Genomic DNA, 25,926 nt, shown 5'->3' on the forward strand with positions numbered 1-25,926 from the left:
TTTCCACTGTTCGGAAATGCCGGCTTTTGCCTCCGGCTACTGATGCGACCCGGCGGTGCCGGGGTTGTTAGCGAGAGGAGGAACGACGCAAGCGGTGACAGCTCCGAGAGCAAAGGGTAGCCAGAAGAAGGGGATGTAGATGGTCAGGAAGAGTTCCCCGCCTGACGAAAAAGCGCGGGTGAGAGGCATCGGAGTGCTGGAGGTCAGCGCAAGCATGATGCAGCCCAGGAAGAAGAGGACGGAACCGAGGCCGATGACGGCCGCGGTGGTGGCAAATGTCTTCCAGCGTTTCCGGTGAATCTGGTAGCCGAGGATTGCGAGGATCAGCATCCAGACCACGGCGGCAGCATAGAAGAAGTGCTGGAAGGCTCCGAAGGCCAACATGGAGTACGCCACAAGTCCTGCGCAGAGGAAGATGGCGTCATTCAGGATGCGGGAGAATCGCGACACGGCTTTTTCGGGAAGTCAGCTGAACAAGCTAGACGTTACGTGGCGGACTGGAAATCTCAAATGAGAGGATCGAACGCTATGAATGAGGCCGGTTTGGGGATCATGGCAAACCGGACCAACACGGAGCTGAAGAATGGTGGGTTGGGAGTGTTGGTCGGAGCGTGAAAAACCCCGGCCGTGGCCGGGGTTGAGAGACCTCACAATAGTGGTGCTGGCAGGCAGAGCCCGTAGTGAGCCTACTCCTTCACCGTGATCTTCCTCCCCTTCCCGGTCTCCCAGGCGTTCTTGAGGCTCTTGTAGAGGGCGTTGAGGTCGCGGAGGTCCATGAGGCGGTACTCGACCATGCCGGCGTGGCTGGTGGTGGGGTAGTTCTTCTGGACCATGTCCTTCACATCGGTGCCGGCTTTTTGGCCGGCCTTGTCGAGGAGTTCCTTGCCCTTCGCGACGAGCTCGCGGGCGGTGGCGGAGTTGCTGTTCTCGGCGACGGTGACGACGTGGTAGAAGCGGGCGAGACCGCGGCCATTGGTGTCGACGACGACCTCGTGGACGATCAGCTGCTCATCCAGCAGGTACTCGTGCATGCTGATGGAGGCGATGCGGTCGATGGCGACCATGTAGTGGCCGCCGGGGAGGCTGGCTTGCCAGAAGCGCTTGTGGTCATCGGACTCCTCGGTATTCGACTTCTCGTCGTCGCCGTCCTGCGAGTCTTCGGTATTGTCCCCGCCGCCGCCGCCTTTTTGGGCGTAGGAGGGGGTGGGGATGGCCAGGAAGAGGCCGGCGAGGAGGTAAAGAAGGGCGGTCTTTTTCATCGTGGTGAGAGCGTGGAGGGTGGTTGGCCGTTTGGCGAGTGTGGACGTTATTTCGGGAAAGTTAAGGATTGAGACCCGGGTTGTGATTATTCTACGTTACGCGCCGTGGTCCGATTTCGTCCGAATGTTGCGGCGTTGATGGTGAAACCGCAGGGGCAGTTGCTCGTCTGCGAGCGGTGGACCATTCCCGGGGCGTGGCAGTTTCCGCAGGGCGGCGTGGATGACGGGGAGACGCTGGAGGAGGCGCTCTTCCGTGAGGTGCGGGAAGAGATCGGGCTGCTGCCGAAGCACTATGAGCTGCTGAGCTATCGCGCCGGCTACCGCTATCTCTATCCGGAGGACGTGCGCTTCAAGAAGATGCGCAAGCACGGGTGCCATGGCCAGGAGCAGACCTACTACCACTGCCTGGTGAAGGCGGACGCGCCGGAGGTGGATGTGAACCAGCGGCCGCGCGAGTTCGGTGCCTACCGATGGATCCTGCCGGAGGAGTTCGATCTCGACTGGCTGCCGGAGTTCAAGCGCGACGTGTACCGGGAGGTGATGTTGGATTTCTTCGGCGTTAGGCTATAACCCTGCAACTATTGCAGGGATAGTGGTTCGGCTTGCTCCTTTGTCCGATTTTGAGTCTGGTGGATTCCAAGAAATAATAGAGCTGATGGAGAGTCTCCCTGACCAGTCGCAGAGTGTCATCAAATGCCGGAATAGCCAGGGATTGGAGGTGCAGGCGAACCTGTTGCGTCTGACGCGCTACTCGGTCGTTTTCGAGGTCTATAATCCCTATAGCATTCTCCAGCTTTCCGAGGTCCTGTCGGACTTCCGCATCCTAGCTAACAGACGGTTGATCTATCGCGGCAAGGCGGTCGTCAGCAACATCCTCAATACCGGCCTAGTGCTGGTCTGCGAGGCGGGTCTGGAAGATGGCTGGCAGGAGGTGGACTTCCTGTCCGCCGTCAATGGCGAGGCCGATCTCGGCGCGCAGTTCACGGCCTTCATGTCCGAGTGGCGGGCTGCAAACCACGTGCAGGATCCTTTCAAGGTGGCCGTGGCGGACATGGCCAGCGCGCTCACCGGTGTGCAGCACTGGCTGGGCAGCATCGACGTGGGCATCCGCTCCACTGCCACGCGCAAGCGCGACGAACTGGAGCGTGAGATCTTCAGCAGTGTCCAAGAGAAGGTCTTGGAGCAGATGATCCCCTCGATGGAAAACTTCGAGGAGGTGGCGGGCCAGATTGCCGAGGATGAGGTGCCCTCGCACCGGTCCTATATCCGCCGCGAGATGCACCCGATCGTCCTTTGCTCGCCCTTCGTCTATCGGACCTACGCGAAGCCGCTCGGCTACGCGGGCGACTATGAGATGGTGAACATGATGATGCGCGATCCCTACGAGGGCGCGTCGTCATTCGCGAAGATGCTCAACTACGCGATTCTCAATACCGAGCCGGTGGTGGCCCACCGCAACCGCATCGACTACCTGGTGGACATGCTGGACCGGGAATCGAACCGGCGGGTCGGGAAGGGCCGCGCGCGGGCCTTCAACCTGGGCTGCGGTCCGGCGGAAGAGGTGCTGCGCTTCCTGCGCGAGCACGACTCCGCCGACTTGATGGAGTTCGACCTGCTCGACTTCAACCCGGAGACCCTGGATTACACCCGCGAGCGCCTCGACAAGGTGCGGATGGCGGAAGGCCGGAATACCCGCATGCGTTTCATCCCGCGCTCCGTCCACCAGATCCTGAAGGCCGCGGCGCAACCCGGTGGCGATCCGGAACTCCAGAACTACGACGTGGTCTATTGCGCCGGCCTGTATGACTACCTGTCCCAGCGCGTCGGCAAGCGCCTGGTCGAGTTTTTCTGCTCGATCGCCAATCCCGGCGGTCTCGTCGTCGTCACCAACGTGGCAGATACCAATCCACGCAAGGCTTGGATGGAGTATCTGATGGATTGGAACCTGATTTACCGCAGCAGGGAGGAGATGCTGGATCTGGTCCCTGCCGGGCTTCCCACCAAGCGCGTGGAAGTGAAAGCAGACGCGACCGGGGTGAATCTCTTCCTTGAAATCGAACTGGCCGATGCCTGACGTCGCCACAGTTCCCTACATGGCGGCCGAAGGGGCCGAGCTGAATGATGCCTTCAAGCGCTATGAGAACGGCGTGTTCGTGGGCAATGCGCGTCGTACGGCCCTGCTTTCGGCGCTTTTCATGCTCGCGGGGACCACGCTCGACTGGATGGTCTTTCCGGAGCAGGCGTGGAAATTCTTCCTGATCCGCGTCGTCGTCGCGCTGCTGCTCTGCGTCGTCTTCTGGCTGCTCGGCAGGTTCTCCAGCGAGCGGTCGCGGCGCTTCATCGCGTACTGCCTCTTCATGGCGCCCACCGTCAGCATCTGCTGGATGATTGCGGTGACCGGGGGCGGGGAGTCGCCGTACTACGCCGGGCTGAATCTTGCGCTGCTGGGCCTTTCACTGCTGCTGCGCAGTTCGTTCAAGGATTCGGTGGTGATGATCCTGCTGTGCCTGACCTGCTACTTTGCCAGCGTCAGGATTTCGACCCAGCACCCGGACCTCCGCTGGCTCTTCAACAATTCCTACTTCCTGGTCGTCACTGCGGTCTTCGTCAGTGCGGGAAGCTACTTCTACGAGCGCCTCCGCTTCCGCGAGTTCGTCCTGCGCAAGGAGGTCGAGGATGCACGGGGACAGCTGGAGGCGACCAACAAGCAGCTGAGCGAGCTCGATGAAGCCAAGACCCGCTTCTTCGCCAATATCAGCCATGAACTCCGCACGCCGCTCACCGTGATGATCGGCCTGACCGAGCGGCTTGCCGAGCGCTTCAAGCCGACCACGGAGAAGGAAGTGAAGGACATGCTCGCGATGACCGAGCACAATGGCCTGCGACTGCTCAAGCTGATCGATGACCTGCTCGACCTGGTCCGCTTCGATACCGGCCATGCCGATTTGAAACTCCAGTCCACCGAGGTCGGTGCGATGCTCGATGGCCTGATGCAGTCGATGCGTCACTTGGCCGACCAGAATGGCGTGGCACTGGAGTGGCGAGCCATGGGACCGCAGGGCCACGTGATGCTGGACCGGGACAAGATCGAAAAAGTCCTGCTCAATCTCACGATCAACGCGATCAAGTTCACCCCGGCCGGCGGCCGGATCGATGTGGATGCGGTGCGCGAGGGCGACAAGCTGAAGCTTTCCGTGGCTGATACCGGCGTCGGCATTTCCACGGAGGTGCTGCCGCGCATTTTCGAGCGCTTCTGGCAGGTGGACTCGTCCTCCACGCGGAAGTTCCAAGGCGCGGGTATCGGTCTCGCGCTGGTCCGCAGCCTGGTGGAGACGATGGGTGGTTCCATCGAGGCAAAGAGCACCGTGGGTGTCGGCACCCGCTTCGAGGTGCAGCTGCCGGTGGTCGGTTCCGAGGCACCCGTCCCGCTCCCTAACAGCGAGATCAATGGAGTCGAGAGCGGGAAGCACATCGAGGAGCTTCATCGCCGTGCTGCACTTTCAGCAGCGCGCCCTGCGGATGCCGGTGATGTGAGCGTCACGGCGCGGGGAATTGGCCGGGTGACAGCAGCGACCCGCCCGCTGGTGCTGGTGGCGGATGACGAGCCGGACATGCGCCGCTTCCTGGTGATGCAGCTGGACAATGTCGATGTGCTGGAAGCCCGGGATGGCGCGGAGGCGCTCGCGCTGGCCAAGCAACACGTGCCGGTGCTGGCGCTGGTGGACCACATGATGCCGGAAATGGACGGCGTGGAAGTGTGCCGCGGGATCCGCGAGAACCATGCGACGCGCGAGATGCCGATCATCATGCTGACGGCGCGCGCCGACGAGCGGACGAAGCTGCAGGCGCTGGATGCCGGAGCGAATGATTTCCTGACAAAGCCTTTCTCCAGTAGCGAACTGGTGCTGCGCCTGCGCAACCAGCTCGCCATGGCGGCGATCCGCCGCGAGCTGGCGGATCTGAATCGCGACCTCGCCGCGGCGATGGAGAAGCTCAAGGAGAACGAGGTGCTGCTGGTGCGGAACGAAAAGCTCTCCGGCCTCGGCCAGATGAGCGCCGGCATCATTCACGAGATCAACAACCCGCTCAACTACGCCCGTGCCGGACTGCACGCGCTGAACTCCTTCAAGCGCTCGCTGCCGGCGGACGATCACGAGGACTACGCGGAGATCGTGGGAGACATCAGCGAAGGGGTGGAACGCGTCGCCCAGATCGTGGCGGACCTGCGGCAATTCACCCGCGACGACAATCGCATCCTCGGTGAAGCCGACATGGCGAATGTCATCGAGCGCTCCCGCCGTCTGGTCAGTCACCAGCTCGGTGAGAAGATTGCTTTCAACTACAAGGGCCCCGAGAAGGCGCCTGCCACCGGCAATCCGAACCAGCTGGTGCAGGTCTTCGTGAACCTCTTCCAGAATGCGGTGGACGCCATCCAGCAGCGGATCGCGGAGAAGGGCGGGGACCCCGGGCGGATCGATGTGAACCTGCGCGCGGCGGTGGGTGGCTGGGAAGTTACGGTGTGGGATAATGGTGCCGGTATCCCGCGGGAAATCATTCACAAGATCTACGATCCCTTCTTCACTTCCAAGGACGTAGGAAAGGGAATGGGCCTGGGTCTCAGTATCACCCACCAGATCCTCAATCGCCACGGCGCCCATATCGAAGTCGATACAAGGCCGGGCGAGTTTACATGTTTCACGATTTTCTTTTCGCCGCCCGATCCCGATGCAGATGATGATGGCGGCTCCGACCCCGAAACTCCCAGCGATTCCGAACCATGAGCGACTTGAACTACGATTATCAACGCTATGCCATCCTCTTCGTTGATGACGAAGAGAAGACACGGAAGTACTTCCGTCGGCTCTATGGAGAGACCTTCCGCATCCTGGAGGCGTCGGATGGTGTCGAGGCACTCTCCGTGTTCCGCGCCCACGCCGCGGAAATCGGCATTATCGTGACCGACCAGCGGATGCCGAATGAAACCGGTGTCGGCTTCCTTTCCAAGATCGCGGACCAATGGCCGGATGTGGTGAAGATCCTCTCCACGGCCTACTCCGATCTCGAGGCGGCGATCATTTCGGTCAACAAGGGCGGTATCTATCGATACATCACGAAGCCATGGGAAGTCAGCGAGTTCGAAGTCACGCTGCGCCGCGCGATGGAGTTCTTCCTGGTGAAGCGCGAGCTCAATGGCCTGATGGGTTCCAAGCTGCAGGCGATGGGAAATGTCATCTACTCGTCGCGCCTCGCCGCCTTCGCCCTGGCGCCGCTTGCGGCGGGCCTGCCGGCGAAGCACGTGGCGGAAGCGGTCGCATCCTTCGTCCGCATCGGCGCCTTCGGTGCCGCGGCCGGTGGTCGCAGCGGGACGATGGAAGCGGGCGTCGACTCATGGCGGAAGGTTTACGAGGAGCAGAAGAAGCTGGCCGGTGCCTTGGAAGAGAAGCTCAAGGGCGGGTTTTCCGGCAGTTCGCTAGGCGATCGCGTGAATGCCCTGGCGCAATCCCTGTCCGGCGGTGAAGCCCTCGAGGTGACGGCGGATGGCGATGGCTTCCGGCTGAGTGCGGCGAGCGATGCTTTCCCGCGCTTGCTTGCGGGCTTGCTCGGTCTTTCCCGCCAGGGTGGCGAGGAAGCGGTGCCGGTGCTGGCCGCTCTCATGGGGGTCTACGATGCCGGGGGTTCTGTGGGCCGCCAGCGAGGCGATGCGCTCGTGTTACACGTTCGTAACGGTGGTGCCGCGGAGGAAAAATCGGCAGGTTCCGATGTCGGCCGCTGGTTGTTCGATGACGACCTTCTCATTTCGTCTGCTTTGGGACTTCTCTAACCGTAACTCGGATGTTTAGTCTCCGCGCCGTCAATCGTCCGGCCCTTGTCTGATCCATTGACGTCGCCCAAATCCATGAAGCGCCCTGAACTTCAGATCGCCTACCGCACCGGCCGAGTGGTCGCCGTGCGGCCGCGCGAGCTAGAGCCCGAACCGCTCGGCCCGATCGCCCGTGAAACGGGCTTCAAGGTCTCGCCCCTGTGCGCGCGCTTCGAGGTGTCGGAGCGCCAGCTCCATCGCATTTTCACCGACTCGCTCGGCATCAGCCCGAAGGACTGGCTGCGCCGCGAGCGCATCGTCCAGGCCCGCCAGCTCCTGATGGAAGGCATGGCGGTGAAAGAGGTCTCGGTGATCCTCGGATTCCCCACGCCAAAGGATTTCAGCCGCGAGTTTCTGATCCTGCACGAGGTCACCCCGACCGAGTTCCAGCGCCGCCATGATGCGGAGCGGGACCGGAGGTTGGAGTGAGGCGCTGGATCTAACAGAGGTTCCAGGCGCAGCCTCATGAGGCGTGTGGACGTTTCGTCCACACCGTGTCGACGGAACGTCGACACCCCTTATTCCGAAGCTGCGCTGCGGCTACCTTAGAACCGGAACCGCACCGACGCGTTGACCGCGTGGTTGAAGGTCTCGTATTCGCCGTTGACCGTCGGGTTGTAGTTGCCGCTGACGGTGCGTCCGCCGTTGTAGGCGAAGTGGTAGCCGAGGGCCCAGCCGAACTTCTCGCCGCGGTGGCCGAAGCCGATGCTGCCGAGCTGCAGGTTGGAGTCGGGATTGAGCGGGGTGAAGGTCGCGTCTGGCGCGGAGTTCTCGCTGTAGATGTAGCCGGCGCTGACGAACCAGCCGTCGCCGAGCTGGCGGGTGGCCCCGAAGCTGTACATGAAGCTCGACTCGTAGCGGAACGGGAAGGTCTGGTTGCCGCCAAAGGTACCGACGAAGGTCGTGTCGTCCACCGAGTCCCAGTCGGTCCAGTCGAGGTCGAACTCGAAGTTCCAGTCATCATTCGGCCGGTAGGAAATGCCGCCGGTGACGAACTGCGGGAACTTCAGCGAGGCTTCGGTCGGAGTGCCACCACCGAAGGGCGGGACCGGTGCGGTGATCGAGCGGCCATCGTAGTCGATCTCGGTAGGCGAGCGGTAGTTGAGGCCGAAGGACCACTCCTTCGCCGGCTGCCACAGCACGCCGAGATTGAAGCCGGTCGCCCAGCCATCGCCTTCCACCTGGAACTCATCGAACGTCGGCAGCAGGCCGATGCGGCGCTCCAGCCGCACCTGCGAGTAATTCACGGTGAGACCGGCGGCGACCGAGAGGCATGGCGTGACTTCCCATGCGACCACCGGATTGAAGGTCATGTAGGCGAGCTCCGCGTCCTGCGCTGCCGTGGGGAAGGGGGTGTAGCGGCCGTAGTCGATGCCGAGTCCGTATGGGGCGTAGACGCCGAGTCCATAGGACAGCGTCGAGTCCGCCGGCGAGTAGGTGTAGTAAATCTGCGGGACCGCTTGGAAAGCGGTCTGTGTGCTCGCGGAGCCGCCGCTTGAATTGTTGAAGCCGACGTCGGTGGAAATCAGATAGACCCCGAGGCTCATGTCCTGCCCCTCGAGCTGGGTGATGCCAGCCGGGTTGTAATAGATCGCCGAGGGATTGTCGGCGGTGGCGACGAAGGCGTTGCCGCGTGCGATGCCTTCCGGGTCCTGGTTGGGCAGTCGGTAGCCGACCGCTTGGACTTGGGAGACACAGGCGGTGGCGGCGGCGAGGGCGAGGAGGCGGTTGGGAGTCATTAGCACGATTCGGGGAAGCCGGTTTCAATCTCACGCACCCAGCGCCGCATCCATTCGGCGGGCACTTCAGGCGCGGTGGTCAGGTCGGGATGGACGTGGAGGGTAAGGCTGAGCTTGCCCTGGAAGGTGACGCAGCCGGCCCCGATCATCTGGATGGCCAGCGTCGGCGGCGCGAACAGCCAATCGCCCTCGCAGCCGGGCGCATTGATATGCTTGTCCGCGTCCCACACGCCGAGGTTGGAGAAGCTGCCGAGGTTCCACTGCGAGGTGGCGCGGTCGGTGCGGATCAGGTGGCGCTTCATGCCGGGCGAGGTGAAGCGGGTGGCATCGAAGGCCTTCCAGTTCGCGCAGTGCTGCCCCTTGGCCAGTGACTCGTAGATGTGGCGCTGGACATCGCGGGCGCCCTCCGAGGCGAACACGCGGATGCCGACGTAGCTGGAGTGGTTCGCGGTGTCCTGCGGTTGGTCAGCCTTGCCGCGCATGTTCACCGGGACCATCCACGGGATCGCCTTCGAGGGATCCGCCAGGTAGGGCCGCACGGTGCGGTCGAGGTACTTGAGCAGTAGTGAATTCACCGTGACCTGGCTGCTGCGGGCGCTGCGCCGGATCTTGGCCGTCTGTTCCTCGTTGAAGACATGCCATGCCACCGCGGGGGTGGGCATTTTGGGCGGCAGTGGCGGGCCGCTAGGGAGCTCCTTCCATTTCAGCCTGCGGCGGGGTCCCAGCAATTTCGGGATCGAGCGGACGAAGGCTCCCCAGGAAAGAGGGGCGGGGTGGGTGATGCGCGGCAGGTCGCGGAGATCCGCTCCCCGATCACGCAGGAGCTTCGCAAAGCCACCGATGCCATCGACCTCGATGTGCGAGAGGAAATGCCACTCCACTTCACTCGACCCCGGCTTGATGTGTCCGAAGCGGATACCGACGAATTCGCCCATGGATTCCAAGGCCTCGAACCACGGTCGGATCGGATCGGACGAATCGGCTGGCCGGGGAGTGGCAGACATTTTGGCTTTGCTTACTAATTTTGTCCGGCCGGGGCGACCAAAAAATGCCTGCAAGTTTTACAGATCAACCGCCACCGCTCATTCGTTGGGGATCAAGGAGGTCCTCCAATTCGGCGGCAGTCAGTCCGAGCTCGGCGAGCGAGGCTTCGCAGAGTTCGCGGACGGTCCGGCCGGTGGCGACGGATTCCTTGGCGATCTTCGTGGCGCGGTCGTAGCCGATCTTGGGGACCAGCGAGGTGACCATGGAGAGTGACAGCTCGATCAGCTCGCGGCAGCGCGCTTCGTTGGCGTCGATGCCGTCGACGCATTTGGCCCGGAGGGTGTTCGCCGCGTTGGCCAGCAGGCGGATCGACTCCAGCAGGCAGGCACCGAGCAGCGGCATGGATACATTTAGCTCCAGGAATCCGCCGGCTCCGCACCAGGTCACGGTCGTTTGGTTTCCCGCCACCCGCGCCGCGACCATGGTCACGGACTCCGGGATCACCGGGTTCACCTTGCCCGGCATGATCGAGGAGCCGGGCTGGGTGGCTGGCAGCCGGAGCTCGCCGATGCCGCAGCGCGGACCGGAGCCGAGCAGGCGCAGGTCGCAGGCGATCTTGTGAAGTGAGACAGCGATCGTCGCGAGCTGGCCGTGGACTTCCACGCAGGCGTCCTTCGCGGACTGGGCCTCGAAATGATCCGCCGCTTCGCTGAAGGGGATGCCGGTGTCCTCCGCCAGCCGGGCGATGGTTTTCTCTGCGAACGACGGATGCGCATTGATGCCGGTGCCGACTGCGGTCCCGCCCAGCGGTAGCTCCAGCAGGGCGTGGAGTGACTTGTGGGCGCGCGAGGCGGAGAGGCCAGCTTGCCGGGCCCAGCCGCCGAATTCCTGTCCGAGCCGCACCGGCGTGGCATCCATCAGGTGGGTCCGGCCGATCTTGAGCACCGCGGAGAATTCAGCGGCTTTTCGTTTCAGCGCGTTTTCCAGATCGACCAGCGCGGGGATCAGCGTGTCCCGGAGCGCCAGGGCCGAGGCGAGGTGGATCGCGGTCGGGAAGGTATCGTTCGAGGACTGGCCGAGATTCACGTGGTCGTTCGGGTGCACGGCCAGCGGCTTGCAGAGGGTGGCGATGACCTCGTTCACGTTCATGTTCGTGGAGGTGCCGGAGCCGGTCTGATAGATATCGATCGGGAAATGGGCGTCGTGCGTGCCCGCTTCGATTTCGGTCGCTGCTGCGGCGATTTTCTCCGCCATGGCGGGCTCCAGCAGGCCGAGTTCGGCATTGGTCTCGGCCGCGGCGCGCTTGATGCGGCCATAAGCGTGAATCAGTTCCGTTGGCAGCGGGGTGCCGGAGACGGGGAAATTCTCCACGGCCCGCGCGGTCGAGGCACCGTAGAGCGCCGCGGCGGGGACTTGCATTTCGCCCATGGAATCGCGCTCGGTGCGGGTGGGGGAGTTCTTCATCCCTCTAACCAAGCACCTTTCGCCCGAAAGACCATGTCACGAAATGGCCGTCCCGCGGGCAGTTCCTGTCATCCGCGAGAAAGTCAGACACAAATCCCGCGACCGGCGGTTTTACGCGGGGGACGGTGGACTCGGCGCTTGCGGGCCTGGGTTTCCCGCTCCTAGGTTCCGTGCCGCGGAGCCCAAGTTCCCCGGTCCCGAGTTTTTCCAAAGCATATGCGTTTCCTCATCTTGTTCCTGCTGGCGCTCACGGCGATTCCCGCGTTCTCGCAAGCACCGACCGTTCCCGGCAGTGTCACGGCCACGGCCTCCAGCGGGACCGCGGTGACGGTCACCTGGACCGCTTCGACCGGTGGCGCTGGTATCACCTACCGGATCTTCCGCAATAATAACCAGGTGGGCAGCGACCAGAGCGCCACGACTTTCAGCGATAGCGGCCTGACTCCGGGACAGACCTACACCTACAACGTCTCCGCTTCGAACAGCTCGGGAACCTCGGCACAATCCGCCGATGCCACCGTCACCACCCCGAATACGCCGGGCACGCCCACGGGCCTGCGCGCGGTCGCAGGAACGAACGGGGTGGTGTTGAACTGGAACACCGTCAGCGGGGCCACCGAATACGTCATCTTCCGCAACGGGACGGAACTCGACACCTCCACCACGAATACCTTCATCGACTCTGATGTGGAAGTGGCCACGACCTACCGCTACTCCGTCGCCTCCTCAAACACCTCGGGTGATTCCTCCAAGTCGGCCGAAGTCGCTGTGACCACCAAGGGTGATGGCAGCCAGCGCGAAGCCGTCTGGACCCGCGCCTTCGAAGCGGTTGACGGTGATTTCGACGGCATCGTGGATTTCAACGAGTACCTCTCCGGCCACGCTTCGACCAATATTCCCGAGGTCGTCATGCTGCACCGCTTCCGCTCCAGCGACGATGACGACAGCGGCGACCTGACGGTGGACGAATACATCGCCCACTTCGGCGGCAAGACCGTGAAGCGCCCCTCGAAGGCCCAGATCTTCACCTTGGCCGATGTGTTCAGCGATATCGGTGACGGAGATGGCTACCTCGACATCTATGAGTTCGCGTTGACCTTGAATCGCGGCACCCAGAACGCGGTGATCCAGAAGAAGTTCGACAAGCTGGACAAGAACGACAGCGGCTTCCTCTCCGAGGCCGAGTTCGGCATCCGCTACGGTGACACCGAAGGTGCCCCCGAGATCACCAGCTCGCTGATCGCGACCGCAGAGCCAAATGCTGCTTTCTCCTACCAGATTCTCGCCAGCAAGGATCCGGACAGCTACAATGCGACCGGTCTTCCTTCGGGCCTGACGATCGACACCACGACCGGCCTCATCACTGGTTCGGTGGCGACGATCGGCTCCTATTCGGTGACGATCAGCGCGACCGATGCGACCGGAACCGACACCGCGACGCTCGTCATCAAGATCGGCCTGCCTTCGATCAACAGCGCCGCGACCGCAAGTGGTTCCACGACCGCCGCGTTCAGCTACCAAATCACCTCGACGAACAGCCCGACGGGTTACAATGCCACCAATCTTCCTGCCGGGGTGACGGTCAACACCACCACCGGCCTGATCTCTGGCACTCCTACCGCCTCGGGAACCTTCAACGTGCTCCTTACCGCCACGAATGCTGCAGGTGCCGGCACCAAGACGCTCGTGCTCACGGTCACTCCTGCGCCTCCGAGCATCAACAGTTCGCTGACCGCCACCGGTAAAGTGGCTACCACCTTCAGCTACAGCATCGCGGCGACCAATAGCCCCACGAGCTACAGTGCCACGGGGCTGCCGAGCGGGCTGAATATTGCCACTTCGACGGGGATCATCAGTGGCACCCCGACGGTGGCGGGCACTTTCAATGTCACCATTGGAGCGACGAATGCCGGTGGATCCGACAGTGAAACGCTGGTGCTAACCATCGCGCCTTGATCAGGAGATGGCAGGTATCTTCCTCCGGGAAGTGTCTGTAATCGCAGGCCCGGTTTCCGAGGTTCGGAACCGGCTTTGGAAAAGAAAAAGCGGTCCGCCATAGGCCGGACCGCTCGGAGAGAGTTCCCTTCCCGTTCAAGGGGATCTCAACGGCGCAGAGTGATCTTGATCGGTGTGCCGCTGGAATGATTGCCCTTCAGGACGTTCTGCTTGCGGGTCACGCTGACGTTGCCGGTGAGGGTGGAGAATCCCGGGGCGCCCCAGGCGTCCAGGCTGAAGGCGACGAGCTCGACCTTGCCATTGGCTCCGGCGAGCACGGTGCCGAGGATGGAATACTGGCCGCCGAGCGGTGAGATGCCGCTGCCCTCGATCTGATAGACGTGGGCCAGGGCGCTCGGCGTGATCTGGTAGATTTCCGGGAGCCGGTTCTTGCCGACGGCAGAGATGCCGCTCCACGAGCCGGCGAGGTTCTGGGTCACGGTTTCCGGCTTGGCCTTGAAGGTGAAGTTGCCGTTCGTGGCCGCGATGCTGCCTGTGATCGATTTCGCGGCGAGTTTTGCCGTGAGGGTGCCGGTGACCGCGCCGCCATTGATGGTCTCGGTGTAGCTGCCGGTGAGCTGGCCTGCTCCGTCGATGGTCCACGTGCCGGAAAGGGTGAAGAGGCCGAGCGATTCGCGGCTCAGGCCGTAGGCGGTGAAGTCGTGGTCATCCTCGAAGGTGACGTAGGCGGTGCCTTGGTCGGCACCGGACAGGGCGACTTCCCACGTGCCGACCGGAGAGGTGGGCGCGGCGGCGGCAGAGGCGGACAATGGGGCAAGCGCGAGCGCTGCTGTGGCGAGCAGGGTGAGTTTCATCGGGGGAAATGAGGACCCTAGAATCTCCGAATTCCGCTGAATATCAAGCAGCCGCGTCTTACGTAATCGCGTGGGGGTGGTAGACGATGTGAATGGCGCTGGATCTCGATTTCGTTGAATTGCCTGGGCCCCGGAGGGGTGATGGAAATTAGCCGGTGGCGTGAGCCACCGGAAAACAGCCTATCATGAATTGAGCCCCGGCAGGAGCGGCCGGATTCACAGCAACCTTGGCAATGCAGGTATCCATCGCCCCTGCCGGGGCTGATCGATCTTTCGGATAGGTGCCCGGTGGCTCACGCCACCGGCTAATTTCCATCGATCCCTCCGGGACTGATTTCCATGGGTCCATCCGGGACGGGAGAAAGACGAAACAGGCGCACTTCCATGCCATTCACGACCTGCTGCATGCAGGACTCCGCTAACTCCGCTCTCCTATACATACCGGAGTAGCGGAGTTCGGGCTGGCTGGTAATCGTGGGTTCCAAGCCGACCGCGTAGCGGTCACGGAGCCGGTCCTCGGATTCACTCCCGTAATTCCAGTCCTACACATACTGAATTACGGGAATAGCTCAGGCCTCGGCCAAGGTCCGGGCGTACTGGAGGGTATCGATGTCCGCGGCGGTCTTGTCGCGGCGGATGGCGTGGATGCGCGGGAAGCGCATCGCGAGGCCGGAGTCGTGGCGCTTGGAGGGCTGGATGGAGTCGAAGGCGATCTCCAGCACGATGTTCGGCTCCACGAGGTGCTTGCGGCGCTCGGTGGAAATCGTGTGGCGCTGGAAGTGGTCGGTGAGTTCCTCGATCTCGGCATCGGTGAGGCCGGAGTAAGCCTTGCCGATGATCTTGAGCTGGCCGCTGGTTTCATCGCGGACGGCGAAGGTGTAGTCGGAGAGGACCTCGGCGCGCTTGCCGTGGCCTTGTTCGGCGGCGACGACCACGCAGTCGAGGGTGCTGGAGGTTTTCAGCTTCAGCCAGGCTTTGCCGCGTCGGCCGGGCGAGTAGGAGCTGGCGGGGTCCTTGGCGATCAGGCCTTCGAGGCCATCGGTGCGGGCTTGCTTGAAGGCGGCTTGGACGGCTTCGGCGTCTGCTTCCACGCGGTGGACCGAGATGGGGGCGATGGTGGATGGGAGACCGGAGATGGCTTCGAGGAGCGCGCGGCGCTGTTCCAGCGGGCTGGCGAGGAGTTCGGTGCCGTCGTGGTGGAGGAGGTCGAAGGCGATGAAGCGGACCGGCGGGATCGAGGTGTCGGTCGCGGAAAAGAGATCGGTCTGGGCGGTGGTGATTTTGCCGAGGCGGGTCTGGAGGTCGTGGAAGGTGAGGCGGCGGCCTTCAGCGTGGGCGATGATTTCGCCATCGAGGATGAAGTCACCGGGGATCGTGAGGGCGGCGGTGAGGAGCTCGGGGAATTCGCGGTCGAGCGGACGGAGGTCGCGAGAGTAGAGGGCGGCGCGGTCGCCCTGCTTGTGGAGCTGGGCGCGGATGCCGTCGTACTTGGGCTCGAGCCAGAGGGGCTTGGAGTCTGGGGATGCCGCTACGAGAGCGGCGGCGTCGGGCATCGGCGAGGCGAGCATCACCTTGACCGGGACGAAGGGGCGGAGGGTGGCACCGGCGAGGGCCTTGCGCTTGGCGAGGCGGGCGGTTTCGCCGAGATCGCCGGTGAGCATGTGGGCATTCCGGACGGCAGGAGCTTCGGCGGCGAAGGCTTCGGCGACGGCGTCTTCGACGAGGCCTTCCTTCAGGCCGATGCGGAGGTCGCCGGTGAGCAGCTTCACCAGCGTCTCGCCTTCGGCGGGGTGGAGGGTGCGGAGGCGCTCGGTGAGGAGGTCGATGCGCGCGAGCGAGCCGGTGGCGGAGGCGAGCTCCTGGAAGAAGGCGGCGAGGCCGGCGAGATCGAGCCGCTCGGGTTTCAGGCTGAGTTCCTGAAGCAGCAGGCGGGTGGTGCGGGCGGCGTCGTTTTGGGAGAGGGAGATCTCGCGGTAGCGTTCCTCGCGGGCGCCGGGGAGCTTGAGCAGGGCGCGGCGGAGGGTGGCGCCGCCGGTATTGACGGCGCGGCGGTCGGCATCGCGGGGCAGGGCGCGGCCGGTGAGCCAATTGGCGGCGAGGGCGAGATCGTCCTCGTTGTCTAGGCCGCGCAGGTAGGTGGCGAGGTGGCGGATCTTTTCGAGCCGGCTGCTGGTTTCGCCGACGAGGCGGCAGACGCTGGTGAAATCGGCCAGCGCGCAGATCGGGCGGACGTGGCGGGCGCTGGCGGTGGTCTGGATGCCGGAGGAGGCGGCATTCCGCATCGGCGGCGCGGCCAGTGGCAGGTCGAGCTGGTCATTGCCATTGATCGACCAAGCGTCGTGTCCTCGGAGGCGGAGGTCGGCGGCGAATTCGCGGGTGTAGCCGTGGACGGTGAGGACCTTCTTCGGCCGGACGCGCTGGAGGCACTCCATCAGGCCGGGGTAGTCAGCGTGGTCGGAGAGGGCGATCGCTTCATCGACGCGGTAGCGGAAGGTGGCACCGGAGACGAGGGCCCAGCCGGTGAGCATGGCCACGCGGCGATTTCCGACCGAGCGCAGGAGCTTCGAGCGGACGGCACTCGGCGGGGCGATGACGGCGTGGCCGGGCGGGACGGGTCCCTCTAGCAGAATGGGTTCCGGCAGGCAGGAGACGCCGGCGGCGCGGCAGGCGGCGGTCATTTCCGCGACGTTCGGGTGGAGCACCGCGGGAATGTCGTGGGCGTGGAGCAGGGCGAGCGCTTCCTGGGCTTTGCCGAGCGAATAGCCGAGGAGGACGGGCACCTCGCCGTCGGCCAGGGTGTCGTGGACGAAGCGGAGGACGGCACCTTCCACGTCCATCTGCGGCGGGAAGATGAATTGCGGGAGACCGAAGGTGGTTTCGAGGATGAGCAGGTCGGCCTGTTGGAAGACGACGGGCTCGGCGGTGCGGCCTTTGCGGACCTTGAAGTCGCCGGTGTAGAGCAGCGTGGCGCCATCGGAAACGCGGGTCACGTGGAGCATCGCGGAGCCGGCGATGTGGCCGGCGGGCAGCAGGCGCAGGCGGAAGCCGTCCTTCACGATCGGGGCGTGGAAGGCGACGGCATCGATGCGGCTTTCCGCGACGCCGTAGCGCGAGCGGACCAGTGCGCCGGTGACGTCCGAGCACAGCGCCGTTTCATGCCGGGCGAAGTGGTCGGCGTGGGCGTGCGAGACGAAGGCCCACGGCTTCGGGTCCCACGGGTCGAGCCACAGGTCGAGCTCGGGCAGGTGGAGGCCGCGTTGGAACCGGACTTCGATCATCGACGGGGCGAGACTGCGTTAGGGAATTCCGGTCAGCAACAAACAAGGTCCGCGACCGAAACTCCGGGCGGAGAAGATGCGTATTGCCCGGCCATGCGCTTGCTCCGTCTTTTCCTCTGCATCCTTCTAACCGGCAGTGTGAAGGCCCGTGACTACACCTTCGATGGGTCGATGCCGGAGCCGGTGTTGCGCAGCTACCTTTCGCGCGCGATGACGCAGATGTACCTGCTGACGGGGCAGGGCAATCTGGAGGACAACATCCGGATGATGAAATCGACCGGCGTGAAATTCGCCGGCCGGGCGGTGCACAATTGGGGGCGCGAGCAGGGCGGGGAATCGTCGATGCCGAAGAAACTGGAGCGGGCGAAGGCGGATGCAGCGAAGATCCATGCGGCCGATCCGGAGATCATCCTGCAGGCGTGCATTTTCGAGATCGTCTCGAGCGACATCAACAAGTTGGCGGTGCCAGCGTGGGTGTTCGAGGAACTCGGGCTGCCGGTGGAGGCGCGGAACTTCCGATACGATGACATCGCCTATGAAAATGGCGGTGGCCGGAATCAGTGGGGGAAGGACACCTGCATTCCCGATGTCAGCCGGCCGGAGACGCGGCTGTGGTTTCACTACCTCGCGGCGTCCTACATCGATATCGGCTGCGAGGCGATCCACTTCGGCCAGGCGGAGTTGATGAACCGCAATGACAAGGAGCTGGTTCACTGGAGCTCGGTGCTGGAGCACGCGCGGGCCCATGCCAAGACGCATGCGCGGCGGCACTTCGTGCTTTGCGATGCGCATGTGCCAAGCGGTGGCCTGGTGAAGAATGGGAAGCTGCTCTACGACTTCCATTCGTTCCCGCTGCGGATCGAGGAAGTTCCCGAGCGTCCGCGTGAAGGGCAGCTTCGGGTCGGGTTCGTCGACTCCATCTATGGCCGCAGCAAGGGCGGCATCACGCCGAGCGGCTGGAAGTGCGAGCACCTGCCGTATCTGGTGGAACTCGACAACTACGGCAGCAGCAAGCAACCCGGCAAGGCGGGCCAAGGCGTCAATTGGGTGTGGGGCTGGGACGAGATCACCTGGTTTTCCCAACAGACGGAAGAGGCGCGGAATGCGTGGCTACAGTATGCGTGGAAATGGGTCAGCACGACCGATGCCGAAGGCTACCTCGAAATGCCGGGTGGGCGTTGCCTCGCGGGTGCGCCGGATAAGAAGTGGTGGTACTACGTGAATCGTAAAAGCGACGCCACACCGGAAGGGTATGGTCAGGAGGATACGATCCGGGAGATTTGGGCGGGGGATCGGTGAAAACGCATGTTTTGTTTCAATTTGGCTGAAGCCGGAGATCGGAAAGTCCGCGCACTTCACTTCCAGGGCCGGTCGAGTGCGAATGCCGCCTCCGACTCAAACCACTCCGGAATCTCAGACTCATCTAACTTCCTGCACCGCCAAGCCCTGTGCTCTGGTTCTGCGGCTTCAATGACCATGACGTCGCCATCGAACGAAATCTGACGAGTCCAACCTGTAGCGTCTTTCTTTGGGCGTAATCTATACGCGCCATCTTCGTCGAACGAGCCCCATAGCCGCATAGGAATCCACCGACGTCTCGCTTCTGGTCTCTCGTCCTCGGCGAAGGATACAAATCGGAAATCCTCCAAGATTCGAAAAATGCTGGTCTTGGAAGTGTCCGAGGCGAGTTCCGCGTGCCACGTCCCGATGATCGCTTGTTGGGTAGAGCTCATTTTTCTTTTATAAAGGGACAGGCAAAATCCCGGTGGGGATTCAAATTAATGGCTCGTCGCTGTCGGATGGCGCGGCTTGCGGAGCTCGTTTCTTGTTCCGCTGACTAGGCATCACCTGAGGGACCAACAATCCGAAGGCGATCGAAAACACGGCCAAGGATGCCATCACCTTGATGGCACCGCAGTCGCCTTTTCTCGCGCTTATGGTCCAAGCCGGATGAAATACGAGGAGCAGCGCACATGCGTAGGCGGGCCAATTCCTGCCGGTCCAAGATCGGAGTCCTAGATAGCAGGCCGTGGCAAGCCCAGTGCCAGCGGCGAAAAAGTATCCGATGGCGATGCTTCGGGAGATCGCTTGCCCTGCTCCCGGTCCACTGCACGCCAAGATGAGAGTAGCGGTAGTCATCGGAGTCTGGGTTTCAACGGTGGCGGGGAGGCTGTCGGGGAGTTGGTGGGCAAGAGATTGGTGTCTGATCTCCACCTTCGCTACCATATGTTCCCAACAGCTTCTCCCTCAGCCTCTGCTCTTGGTCCAGTCTCTCGAATTCAATTTCCTTCGAGCTCAATTTCAACTCTTCAGGAAGCTCGCGGAGGCAGCCAGGGCATTTGCCGAATCCCCGGGCAATGATTCTTTCCCCACAGTGCGGACAGCGGAGTTCCATGAGTGACGAATAGCGGAGGGGGAGCTTGCTTCAAGATCTACCGGGAAGGTCCGACCCACGCGCCTCCAACTCCCAAATCTGAGAGATACCGCCGCCAGACGCATGAGGCGTCCATTCAGGATGCGATGGTTTTGGCGTTTCACCTGGTACTTCGTGCCAGGCTTTTATGAGTCGTCCCGTTGGGACGGGGAGAAGGCCACTTTGGTGGGCTAGGATTTGCGGTGAAGTAGGTCCGCTTGCAGGGTCACTTGCTTTCCAAGACTCCTTTCACGGAGCCGGACTCTCCAAATTCTTGTTCGGCCTCGCCCTTCTTCTTTTCGAAGTCCTTGTTCAGATTCTTGCCGATGGGAATGGTGGTGGCGCGGGAGTGATACTCGCCCGCGATGAATCTGAAGGTCACTTTGCTGACACCGTCGCCCCACTCGTAAGGGCGGGCGTTGTATCTGAGAGTCACATCCATTCGCGGCTTTCCCGTCTCGTCGTCGGTGTATGCGGTGAAATCGACCTTGTTGAGTTCGGGATTGACGATGTCCTTCAACTCTTCATGCGGAATTTTCGCTGCGATCTTCTCGGCCGAAACCGTCACTTCGGCTAGCGAGGAGACATCCTGAGTCAGGGTGACGGTGGCTCCGCTCTGATATTTGAACGTGGCTGAAAGCGGGGGCTCTAGAACCAGATTGTCGGCGGCCAACCGCGTCGCCATGGCGATGAGGAGGAGTGTTAGAAGCTTCATCGTGGTAGAGAGTTTTGATTATGGTGCCGTCAGCGCCTGCCCGTTGTCCTTCGGGCCGAGTTTTTCGAGGAAGGGGACGGCGGTGGCGGCCCACTTCGCGGGGTTGGGGAAGTCGGAGGCGCCTTTGCCGAAGCAGCTTTGGAGCATGTCGGTGTCGATGATGCCGGGGTTGAGGGCGATGGCGGCGAGGCCTTCGGGGAGTTCCTGGGCGAGGGCTTGGGTGAGGCCTTCGACGCCCCATTTGGTGCAGCAGTAGGGGGCGACTTCGGGGGCGGTGGAGCGGCCCCAGCCGGAGGAGAAATTGACGACGACGCCGCTGCCGCGGGCGATCATGGCGGGCAGAAACTCGCGGAGGACGTGGTGGATGCCCTTGAGATTGACGTCGATGACCTTGGAAAACTCGTCGGCCTCGATCTCCCAGAGGGCGGCGTTGCGGTTGATGATGGCGGCGTTGTTGAGGAGCAGGTCGGGGGCGCCGGGGCCGGAGAGGATGTCGCTGGCGAATCCGGCGACTTCCTTTTCCGAGCTGACGTCGGCGACGACCACCCGGTGTTTTTCGCCGAGCTCGGCGGCCAGGACATCGACGCGGATGGGATTGGTGCCGCAACCGGAGACGGTCCAGCCCCTTGCCGCGAAGGCTCGGGCCATGGCGAGGCCGAGGCCGCGGGTGCATCCGGTGATGAGAACATGCTTCACGGGGGAGAGGCTAAACGGTCGATTTGAAAATGCAGGCCGGATTTCCACCCGGGGGAAAGTTGCGGGGGGGATGATGCCCGCTACCTTGGAGGATGATTTTCGATTCGCTCCAGATTCTCGCGCAATACCAGCAGCAGCCTGAGCCGGGTGGGCTCGGGATGACCTACTGGCTGATCATTGGTGCCTCGATGCTGGTGAGCATGGCGATCGGCGGGATGCTGAAGAAGCGTTTCACCGAGTATTCGCAGATCCCGATCCGGATGACGGGCGCGCAGGTGGCGGAGGCGATGCTACGGCAGAACGGGATCAATGACGTGCAGGTGGTCAGCGTACCGGGCCAGCTGACCGACCACTACGATCCGCTCCGCAAGACGGTGAATCTGAGCGAGCCGGTGTATCGCATGAACTCCGTGGCGGCCGCTGCGGTGGCGGCGCATGAGTGCGGTCACGCGGTGCAGCACCAGCAGGCGTATGCGTGGCTGACCTTCCGCTCGAAGATGGTGCCGGCGGTGCAGTTCGCGAATACGATGCAGCAGTTCCTGATGATGGCCGCGATGATCGGCGTCGCGATGTTCCACAGCGTCACGATGCTGTGGGTGTGGGTGGCGGTGTTTGGCGTGACCACGCTCTTCGCGGTGGTGACGCTGCCGGTGGAATTTGACGCGAGCCGGCGGGCGCTGGTGTGGCTGGAAAAAAGCGGGATCGCGAACCAGATGGAGCACGAGCGGGCGAAGAACGCGCTGTTCTGGGCGGCGATGACGTATGTGGCCGGGGCAGTGGCTGCGGTGGCGCAGCTGGTCTACCTGATCATGATGGCGACGGGTGGGCGGCGTAATAATTGACGGATCGGTCAGGGCCGCTGATACACCCGCACCCAATCGACGGTCATCTTTTGCGGGAAGACGGTCTTGGCGTCGGGTGGGCCGGGCCAGCCGCCGCCGACGGCGACGTTGAGGACGAGGTAGAAGGGCTGGTCGAAGGGGGCGGGGAATTCGCCGCCGGCGCTGCTCCATTTGTTCTGGGTCTGGTAGAGCTCGCCATCGACGTACCAGCGGATCACGCCCTTTTCCCACTCGGCGGCGAAGGTGTGGAAGTCATCGGCGAAGATGCCCTTTTTCAGCTCGAAGGGGGCGCCGGTGTGGACGTTCTTCGGCCAGGTGCCGCCGTGGTGGAGGGTGCCGTGGACGGTGGAGGGCTCGTGGCCGACCATTTCCATGATGTCGATCTCGCCGCTGGATGCCCAGCCGCCGTAGGAATCCTTGGCCGGGAGCATCCAGAAGGCGGGCCAGACGCCGCGGCCGGCGGGGAGCTTGGCGCGCATCTCGAAGCGGCCGTAGAGCCAGTTGGCGCGGCGCTTCGTCCGCATGCGGCCGGAGGTGTAGTCCTTCTGCACTCCGGCGGCGTTGAACTTTTCCTTCTTCGCTTCGATCACGAGGTTGCCGTCCTCGATACGGATGTTGTCGGGGCGGTCGACGTAGTACTGCAGCTCGCCATTTCCGCCACCGTGGCCGTTTTCCTCGACGTCCCACTTCGAGAAATCGATGTCCTTGCCGTTGAATTCGTCGGACCAGACGAGTTTCCAGCCTGCCGGGGCGGGAGCTGGCGTCTGGGCGCTCCCGAGGGCGGCGGAGAGGAGGAAAATTGCATAAAATTTCATAACGCGGAGAGAAACGGCACCCGTGGGGATTTTATTTCGGCTGAGACACCACAAAATTCCGTTGCCGGCCAGTTGCTTCCGGCGGGAAAGCGAGACTGTTAGCGTCCGCGCATTGCCAAGGGCGCTCCGGCCCGCTTCCATCCCGCCCGCGCAATGGCAGGTGGCTTTTCTTTCGACTCCCTCAACAAGGCCCAACGGGATGCCGTGGCTTCGCTGGATGGCCCTGTCTTGATCCTGGCGGGAGCGGGTACGGGCAAAACGCGGACGGTGACCTGCCGGATCTCAAACATGCTGGAGCGGGGCATTCCGCCCGAGAACATCCTCGCGGTGACCTTCACGAACAAGGCTGCGGCCGAGATGAAGGAGCGCATCGGCGGGATGGTTTCGAAGAAGAAGGCGGAGCAGATGACGGTCTGCACCTTCCACTCGCTTTGCGTGCGGCTGCTGCGCGGGGGCATTCACAAGCTGGGGTACAAGAAGAATTTCTCGATCTGCAGCGGCAGCGACCAGGTCGGCATCATGAAGCAACTCGTGGTCCGCATGGGCGGCAGCGATGAGAAGGTGAAGGCGGAGGCGGTGCTGGCAGAGATCTCGCGCGCGAAGAACCGCGGCATACCGCCGCAGGATCTGGAGGATGATTTTTTCGCGTCGCTCGGTGTGGCGTATCAGAACGAGCTGCGGGCGCAGAATGCGGTCGACTTCGATGACCTGCTGCTGCTCGCCGAGCAACTGCTGCGCGAGCACCACGACGTGCGCGATTATTTCCGCAGCGTGTATCTGCGGGTGACGGTCGATGAGTTCCAGGACACGAACGGCCTGCAGATGAAGCTGCTCCAGCAACTGGTGGGGCCACCGTATCACGTCTGCGTGGTGGGTGATGACGACCAGTCGATCTATGGCTTCCGCGGTGCGGAGAGTGCGAACATCCTCGAGTTCGAGCGGTTCTTCCCGAATCCGAAGATCATCCTGCTGGAGGAAAACTATCGCTCCACGCACGCGATCCTGCACACGGCGAACAGCCTGATCCGTCGCAATGTGGGACGGCGCGAGAAGTCGCTGAAGTCGACCATCGCCGGTGGTGAGCCGGTTCGGCTCGTCGGCATGCCTGGCGATGAGGAAGAGGCGACGTTCATCGCGGAGGAGATTTTGGCGGACAAGGCGCGCGGAAATTTCCCGTGGGAGCACTTCGCGGTGCTATTCCGTACGAACAAGCAGAGTCGCAAGATCGAGGAGGCCTTGCGCGAGCGAAAGATCCCTTACCGGATGGTGGGCGCGCAGAGCTTCTACGATCGCCGCGAGGTGAAGGATGCGCTGGCCTACACGGCATTGTTAGACGACCCCGAGGCCGATGTGCCCTTGCTGCGCGTGCTGAATTCACCGCCGCGTGGCATTGGCCAGGCGACCGCAATGCTGGCCACGGATTACAGCCGCGAGATCGGCGCGAGCGTGTGGCGTGCCCTGACCGACGAGGGTTTCCTCAGTCAGCTCGGCACCAAGGTCCGCAATTCGATCGAAACCTTCACCACGCAGATCCTCACCTCGAAAATGAAGATCGACGCAAAGGTGATGCCGGCGAATCTGGTGCTGAAGGAGTTCCTCGATGAGATCGAGTATCTCCCGTGGCTGGAGCGCGGATGTAAGACCGACCAGGAGAAAACGCAGCGGGGTGAAGGTCTCGCTGAAGTCGTGTCAGAACTCGCGAAGGCGATCGAGCGCGGCAAGACCTTGCGCAAGTTCCTGGATGATAGTGCGCTTGCTTCCGATCGGGAGGATGATGACCTTGAGAAGAAGAGCGGTGCCACCTTGATCACGCTGCACGCGTCGAAGGGTCTGGAGTTTCCCAGCGTGTTTCTCGTGGGTCTCGAAGAAGGCGTGCTGCCGCACCAGCGCAGCGTGACGGAAGGCACGAAGGATGAGGAGCGCCGACTGCTCTACGTGGGTATCACCCGCGCCCAGCAGAAGCTGGCGATGACCTACTGCACCGTCCGAATGAAGTGGGGCCAGGAGGTGTCCTGCCAATCGAGCAGCTTCATTCCGGAGCTGGATGAGGAATATCTGATCCACACCACCTACGACGACATCATGGGTGCCGAGGCGGATGATGCGGAGCTCGACAATTTCTTCGGCGGCTTGAAGAGCTTCCTGGATAGCTGAGCGTTCAGGCAGACGCGAAGGCCTTCCGCTTGTCCTTCGCTTGCAGGACGATCAGGGCGAAGAAGGAGATCATGAGCAGCAGGAAGGACAGGATGAATCCTTCCAGCATGGTGACGGCATAGACCGCCAGGAAGCCCATGTCCGTGGGGGAATTGCTGTTGAGCGGCCCGAATCCAAACAAGCGGCTGAGCCAATCGATGCAGAATCCCGCTCCCAAGCCGCACCAGGTGTCAGGCGCGAAGATGATGGATCTCTGATCCATGATCGCGAACAGCGACATGATCGTCATCAAAACCCGGATCTTCAGGCCGAGGTCGAGGGAGCGGAACAGGAGATTGGACCGGTCGGAGGTCGGACGAATCCAGGATGTCACTGTCGCATATAGGAGGATGAAGGTGGCGATGGCGGTGAAGATCGCAGCAGTAGCGGCCGGGCTCTTGCGCAGCTCCAGCCATCCCAAGGAGATGCCAAGGCTCGGCAGCGCATTGAGGATGGAGTGCAGGGTCCAGTAGCGGAGCTGGCGGGGGAAGTTGGCGCGGAAGGCGGCTAAGTCCATGGGAGCGGGTGGGAGGGCTCACATCTACCGGTGAAGGCCTAGTGAAGTGGAAGCGAAAATCCTGGCAAGGTGGGACGGGTGATTGTGAATTAGATAACTTAATCCTGTGGATTGTATGACTTGTTTGGAGGCGGGATTCCCGGTTCGGGATTTCTCCTTCAGATACCCGTGGTTACGCTAAAACCCTCGTAATTGAAGGATTGGCGGCAAATTGCGGTCGCATAATGCACCGCTAACTTCAGTGCGATACGTAGCACGTTACGCATGAGGGGGAAAATCGGACAAAAACTACGTCTTCACGTACTTAGATGTCTCGGAATCGTTGATAATTTCCCGCCGGC

Annotated in this window: 20 protein-coding genes; 9 read left to right on the forward strand and 11 right to left on the reverse strand. The window is 62.6% G+C overall.

Going from position 1 to position 25,926, the window contains the following annotated elements; translation table 11 throughout:
• Positions 1-36: 36 nt before the first annotated feature.
• Positions 37-450 carry a hypothetical protein gene (locus WKV53_RS12260; protein ID WP_341404886.1) on the reverse strand — a complete coding sequence of 138 codons (414 nt, stop codon included), beginning with the start codon at positions 448-450 and terminating at the stop codon, positions 37-39.
• A gap of 236 nt (positions 451-686) precedes the next feature.
• Complete coding sequence (locus WKV53_RS12265; protein WP_341404887.1) at positions 687-1,259, reverse strand: hypothetical protein; 573 nt, start codon at positions 1,257-1,259, stop codon at positions 687-689.
• Positions 1,260-1,364: 105 nt separating this feature from the next.
• On the opposite strand from WKV53_RS12265, the gene WKV53_RS12270 reads away from it, so the two are divergent.
• From WKV53_RS12270 to WKV53_RS12290, 5 genes are all read left to right on the forward strand, one after another.
• The gene (locus WKV53_RS12270) at positions 1,365-1,829 is read left to right on the forward strand and encodes an NUDIX domain-containing protein (RefSeq protein WP_341404888.1); all 465 of its coding nucleotides are present in this window, start codon (positions 1,365-1,367) and stop codon (positions 1,827-1,829) included.
• An 85-nt stretch (positions 1,830-1,914) separates the two neighbouring features.
• Positions 1,915-3,333 (forward strand): class I SAM-dependent methyltransferase, encoded by a 1,419-nt coding sequence (locus WKV53_RS12275; protein WP_341404889.1) that lies wholly within the window; start codon positions 1,915-1,917, stop codon positions 3,331-3,333.
• Positions 3,326-6,040 carry an ATP-binding protein gene (locus WKV53_RS12280; RefSeq protein WP_341404890.1) on the forward strand — a complete coding sequence of 905 codons (2,715 nt, stop codon included), beginning with the start codon at positions 3,326-3,328 and terminating at the stop codon, positions 6,038-6,040. Before WKV53_RS12275 ends, WKV53_RS12280 begins: the two co-directional genes overlap by 8 nt.
• A complete protein-coding gene (locus WKV53_RS12285; RefSeq protein ID WP_341404891.1) occupies positions 6,037-7,080 on the forward strand; it encodes a response regulator in 1,044 nt (347 codons plus the stop codon). Before WKV53_RS12280 ends, WKV53_RS12285 begins: the two co-directional genes overlap by 4 nt.
• A gap of 75 nt (positions 7,081-7,155) precedes the next feature.
• Complete coding sequence (locus WKV53_RS12290; RefSeq protein WP_341404892.1) at positions 7,156-7,548, forward strand: helix-turn-helix domain-containing protein; 393 nt, start codon at positions 7,156-7,158, stop codon at positions 7,546-7,548.
• 116 nt (positions 7,549-7,664) lie between these two features.
• Here the strand turns inward: WKV53_RS12290 and WKV53_RS12295 are convergent, their stop codons facing one another.
• The 3 genes from WKV53_RS12295 to WKV53_RS12305 form a co-directional block, all read right to left on the reverse strand.
• Entirely contained in the window at positions 7,665-8,858 is a 1,194-nt protein-coding gene (locus WKV53_RS12295) for an OmpP1/FadL family transporter (protein WP_341404893.1), read from the reverse strand.
• Positions 8,858-9,862 carry a hypothetical protein gene (locus WKV53_RS12300; protein ID WP_341404894.1) on the reverse strand — a complete coding sequence of 335 codons (1,005 nt, stop codon included), beginning with the start codon at positions 9,860-9,862 and terminating at the stop codon, positions 8,858-8,860. Before WKV53_RS12300 ends, WKV53_RS12295 begins: the two co-directional genes overlap by 1 nt.
• A gap of 64 nt (positions 9,863-9,926) precedes the next feature.
• Positions 9,927-11,306 (reverse strand): class II fumarate hydratase, encoded by a 1,380-nt coding sequence (locus tag WKV53_RS12305; protein WP_341404895.1) that lies wholly within the window; start codon positions 11,304-11,306, stop codon positions 9,927-9,929.
• Between the two features lie 216 nt (positions 11,307-11,522).
• Here WKV53_RS12305 and WKV53_RS12310 point away from each other — a divergent pair, with 216 nt between their 5' ends.
• Positions 11,523-13,262, forward strand: coding sequence for a putative Ig domain-containing protein (locus WKV53_RS12310; RefSeq protein WP_341404896.1), 1,740 nt, complete (start codon positions 11,523-11,525; stop codon positions 13,260-13,262).
• 146 nt (positions 13,263-13,408) lie between these two features.
• Here the strand turns inward: WKV53_RS12310 and WKV53_RS12315 are convergent, their stop codons facing one another.
• Entirely contained in the window at positions 13,409-14,116 is a 708-nt protein-coding gene (locus WKV53_RS12315) for a hypothetical protein (protein WP_341404897.1), read from the reverse strand.
• Positions 14,117-14,685: 569 nt separating this feature from the next.
• Positions 14,686-17,394, reverse strand: coding sequence for an ATP-dependent DNA ligase (locus WKV53_RS12320; RefSeq protein ID WP_341404898.1), 2,709 nt, complete (start codon positions 17,392-17,394; stop codon positions 14,686-14,688).
• Between the two features lie 93 nt (positions 17,395-17,487).
• Between WKV53_RS12320 and WKV53_RS12325 the strand changes: the two genes are divergently transcribed.
• A complete protein-coding gene (locus WKV53_RS12325) occupies positions 17,488-18,693 on the forward strand; it encodes a hypothetical protein (protein WP_341404899.1) in 1,206 nt (401 codons plus the stop codon).
• Positions 18,694-20,033: 1,340 nt separating this feature from the next.
• Here the strand turns inward: WKV53_RS12325 and WKV53_RS12330 are convergent.
• Positions 20,034-20,522, reverse strand: a complete 489-nt coding sequence (locus WKV53_RS12330) for a hypothetical protein (protein ID WP_341404900.1) — start codon at positions 20,520-20,522, stop codon at positions 20,034-20,036.
• An 18-nt stretch (positions 20,523-20,540) separates the two neighbouring features.
• Positions 20,541-21,218, reverse strand: coding sequence for an SDR family oxidoreductase (locus WKV53_RS12335; protein ID WP_341404901.1), 678 nt, complete (start codon positions 21,216-21,218; stop codon positions 20,541-20,543).
• A 92-nt stretch (positions 21,219-21,310) separates the two neighbouring features.
• Here WKV53_RS12335 and WKV53_RS12340 point away from each other — a divergent pair, with 92 nt between their 5' ends.
• Positions 21,311-22,060 (forward strand): zinc metallopeptidase, encoded by a 750-nt coding sequence (locus WKV53_RS12340; RefSeq protein ID WP_341404902.1) that lies wholly within the window; start codon positions 21,311-21,313, stop codon positions 22,058-22,060.
• Between the two features lie 8 nt (positions 22,061-22,068).
• Here WKV53_RS12340 and WKV53_RS12345 read toward each other — a convergent pair whose 3' ends face one another.
• Positions 22,069-22,875, reverse strand: coding sequence for a glycoside hydrolase family 16 protein (locus WKV53_RS12345; RefSeq protein WP_341404903.1), 807 nt, complete (start codon positions 22,873-22,875; stop codon positions 22,069-22,071).
• A 153-nt stretch (positions 22,876-23,028) separates the two neighbouring features.
• On the opposite strand from WKV53_RS12345, the gene WKV53_RS12350 reads away from it, so the two are divergent.
• A complete protein-coding gene (locus WKV53_RS12350; protein ID WP_341404904.1) occupies positions 23,029-25,029 on the forward strand; it encodes an ATP-dependent helicase in 2,001 nt (666 codons plus the stop codon).
• Positions 25,030-25,033: 4 nt separating this feature from the next.
• On the opposite strand, the gene WKV53_RS12355 is transcribed toward WKV53_RS12350, so the two are convergent.
• Positions 25,034-25,585 (reverse strand): hypothetical protein, encoded by a 552-nt coding sequence (locus WKV53_RS12355; RefSeq protein ID WP_341404905.1) that lies wholly within the window; start codon positions 25,583-25,585, stop codon positions 25,034-25,036.
• Between the last annotated feature and the right edge of the window lie 341 nt (positions 25,586-25,926).

This window comes from Luteolibacter sp. Y139 (genome assembly GCF_038066715.1).
In the GTDB taxonomy this organism is placed as follows: Bacteria; Verrucomicrobiota; Verrucomicrobiia; order Verrucomicrobiales; family Akkermansiaceae; genus Haloferula; species Haloferula soli.

Coding starts and splice junctions, on each gene's coding strand:
- WKV53_RS12285 (WP_341404891.1), top strand. CDS start 6,037: ATGAGCGACTTGAACTACGATTATCAACGCTATGCCATCCTCTTCGTT.
- WKV53_RS12345 (WP_341404903.1), bottom strand. CDS start 22,875: ATGAAATTTTATGCAATTTTCCTCCTCTCCGCCGCCCTCGGGAGCGCC.
- WKV53_RS12315 (WP_341404897.1), bottom strand. CDS start 14,116: ATGAAACTCACCCTGCTCGCCACAGCAGCGCTCGCGCTTGCCCCATTG.
- WKV53_RS12355 (WP_341404905.1), bottom strand. CDS start 25,585: ATGGACTTAGCCGCCTTCCGCGCCAACTTCCCCCGCCAGCTCCGCTAC.
- WKV53_RS12320 (WP_341404898.1), bottom strand. CDS start 17,394: ATGATCGAAGTCCGGTTCCAACGCGGCCTCCACCTGCCCGAGCTCGAC.
- WKV53_RS12330 (WP_341404900.1), bottom strand. CDS start 20,522: ATGAAGCTTCTAACACTCCTCCTCATCGCCATGGCGACGCGGTTGGCC.
- WKV53_RS12350 (WP_341404904.1), top strand. CDS start 23,029: ATGGCAGGTGGCTTTTCTTTCGACTCCCTCAACAAGGCCCAACGGGAT.
- WKV53_RS12295 (WP_341404893.1), bottom strand. CDS start 8,858: ATGACTCCCAACCGCCTCCTCGCCCTCGCCGCCGCCACCGCCTGTGTC.
- WKV53_RS12305 (WP_341404895.1), bottom strand. CDS start 11,306: ATGAAGAACTCCCCCACCCGCACCGAGCGCGATTCCATGGGCGAAATG.
- WKV53_RS12265 (WP_341404887.1), bottom strand. CDS start 1,259: ATGAAAAAGACCGCCCTTCTTTACCTCCTCGCCGGCCTCTTCCTGGCC.
- WKV53_RS12275 (WP_341404889.1), top strand. CDS start 1,915: ATGGAGAGTCTCCCTGACCAGTCGCAGAGTGTCATCAAATGCCGGAAT.
- WKV53_RS12325 (WP_341404899.1), top strand. CDS start 17,488: ATGCGCTTGCTCCGTCTTTTCCTCTGCATCCTTCTAACCGGCAGTGTG.
- WKV53_RS12290 (WP_341404892.1), top strand. CDS start 7,156: ATGAAGCGCCCTGAACTTCAGATCGCCTACCGCACCGGCCGAGTGGTC.
- WKV53_RS12340 (WP_341404902.1), top strand. CDS start 21,311: ATGATTTTCGATTCGCTCCAGATTCTCGCGCAATACCAGCAGCAGCCT.
- WKV53_RS12300 (WP_341404894.1), bottom strand. CDS start 9,862: ATGTCTGCCACTCCCCGGCCAGCCGATTCGTCCGATCCGATCCGACCG.
- WKV53_RS12280 (WP_341404890.1), top strand. CDS start 3,326: ATGCCTGACGTCGCCACAGTTCCCTACATGGCGGCCGAAGGGGCCGAG.
- WKV53_RS12310 (WP_341404896.1), top strand. CDS start 11,523: ATGCGTTTCCTCATCTTGTTCCTGCTGGCGCTCACGGCGATTCCCGCG.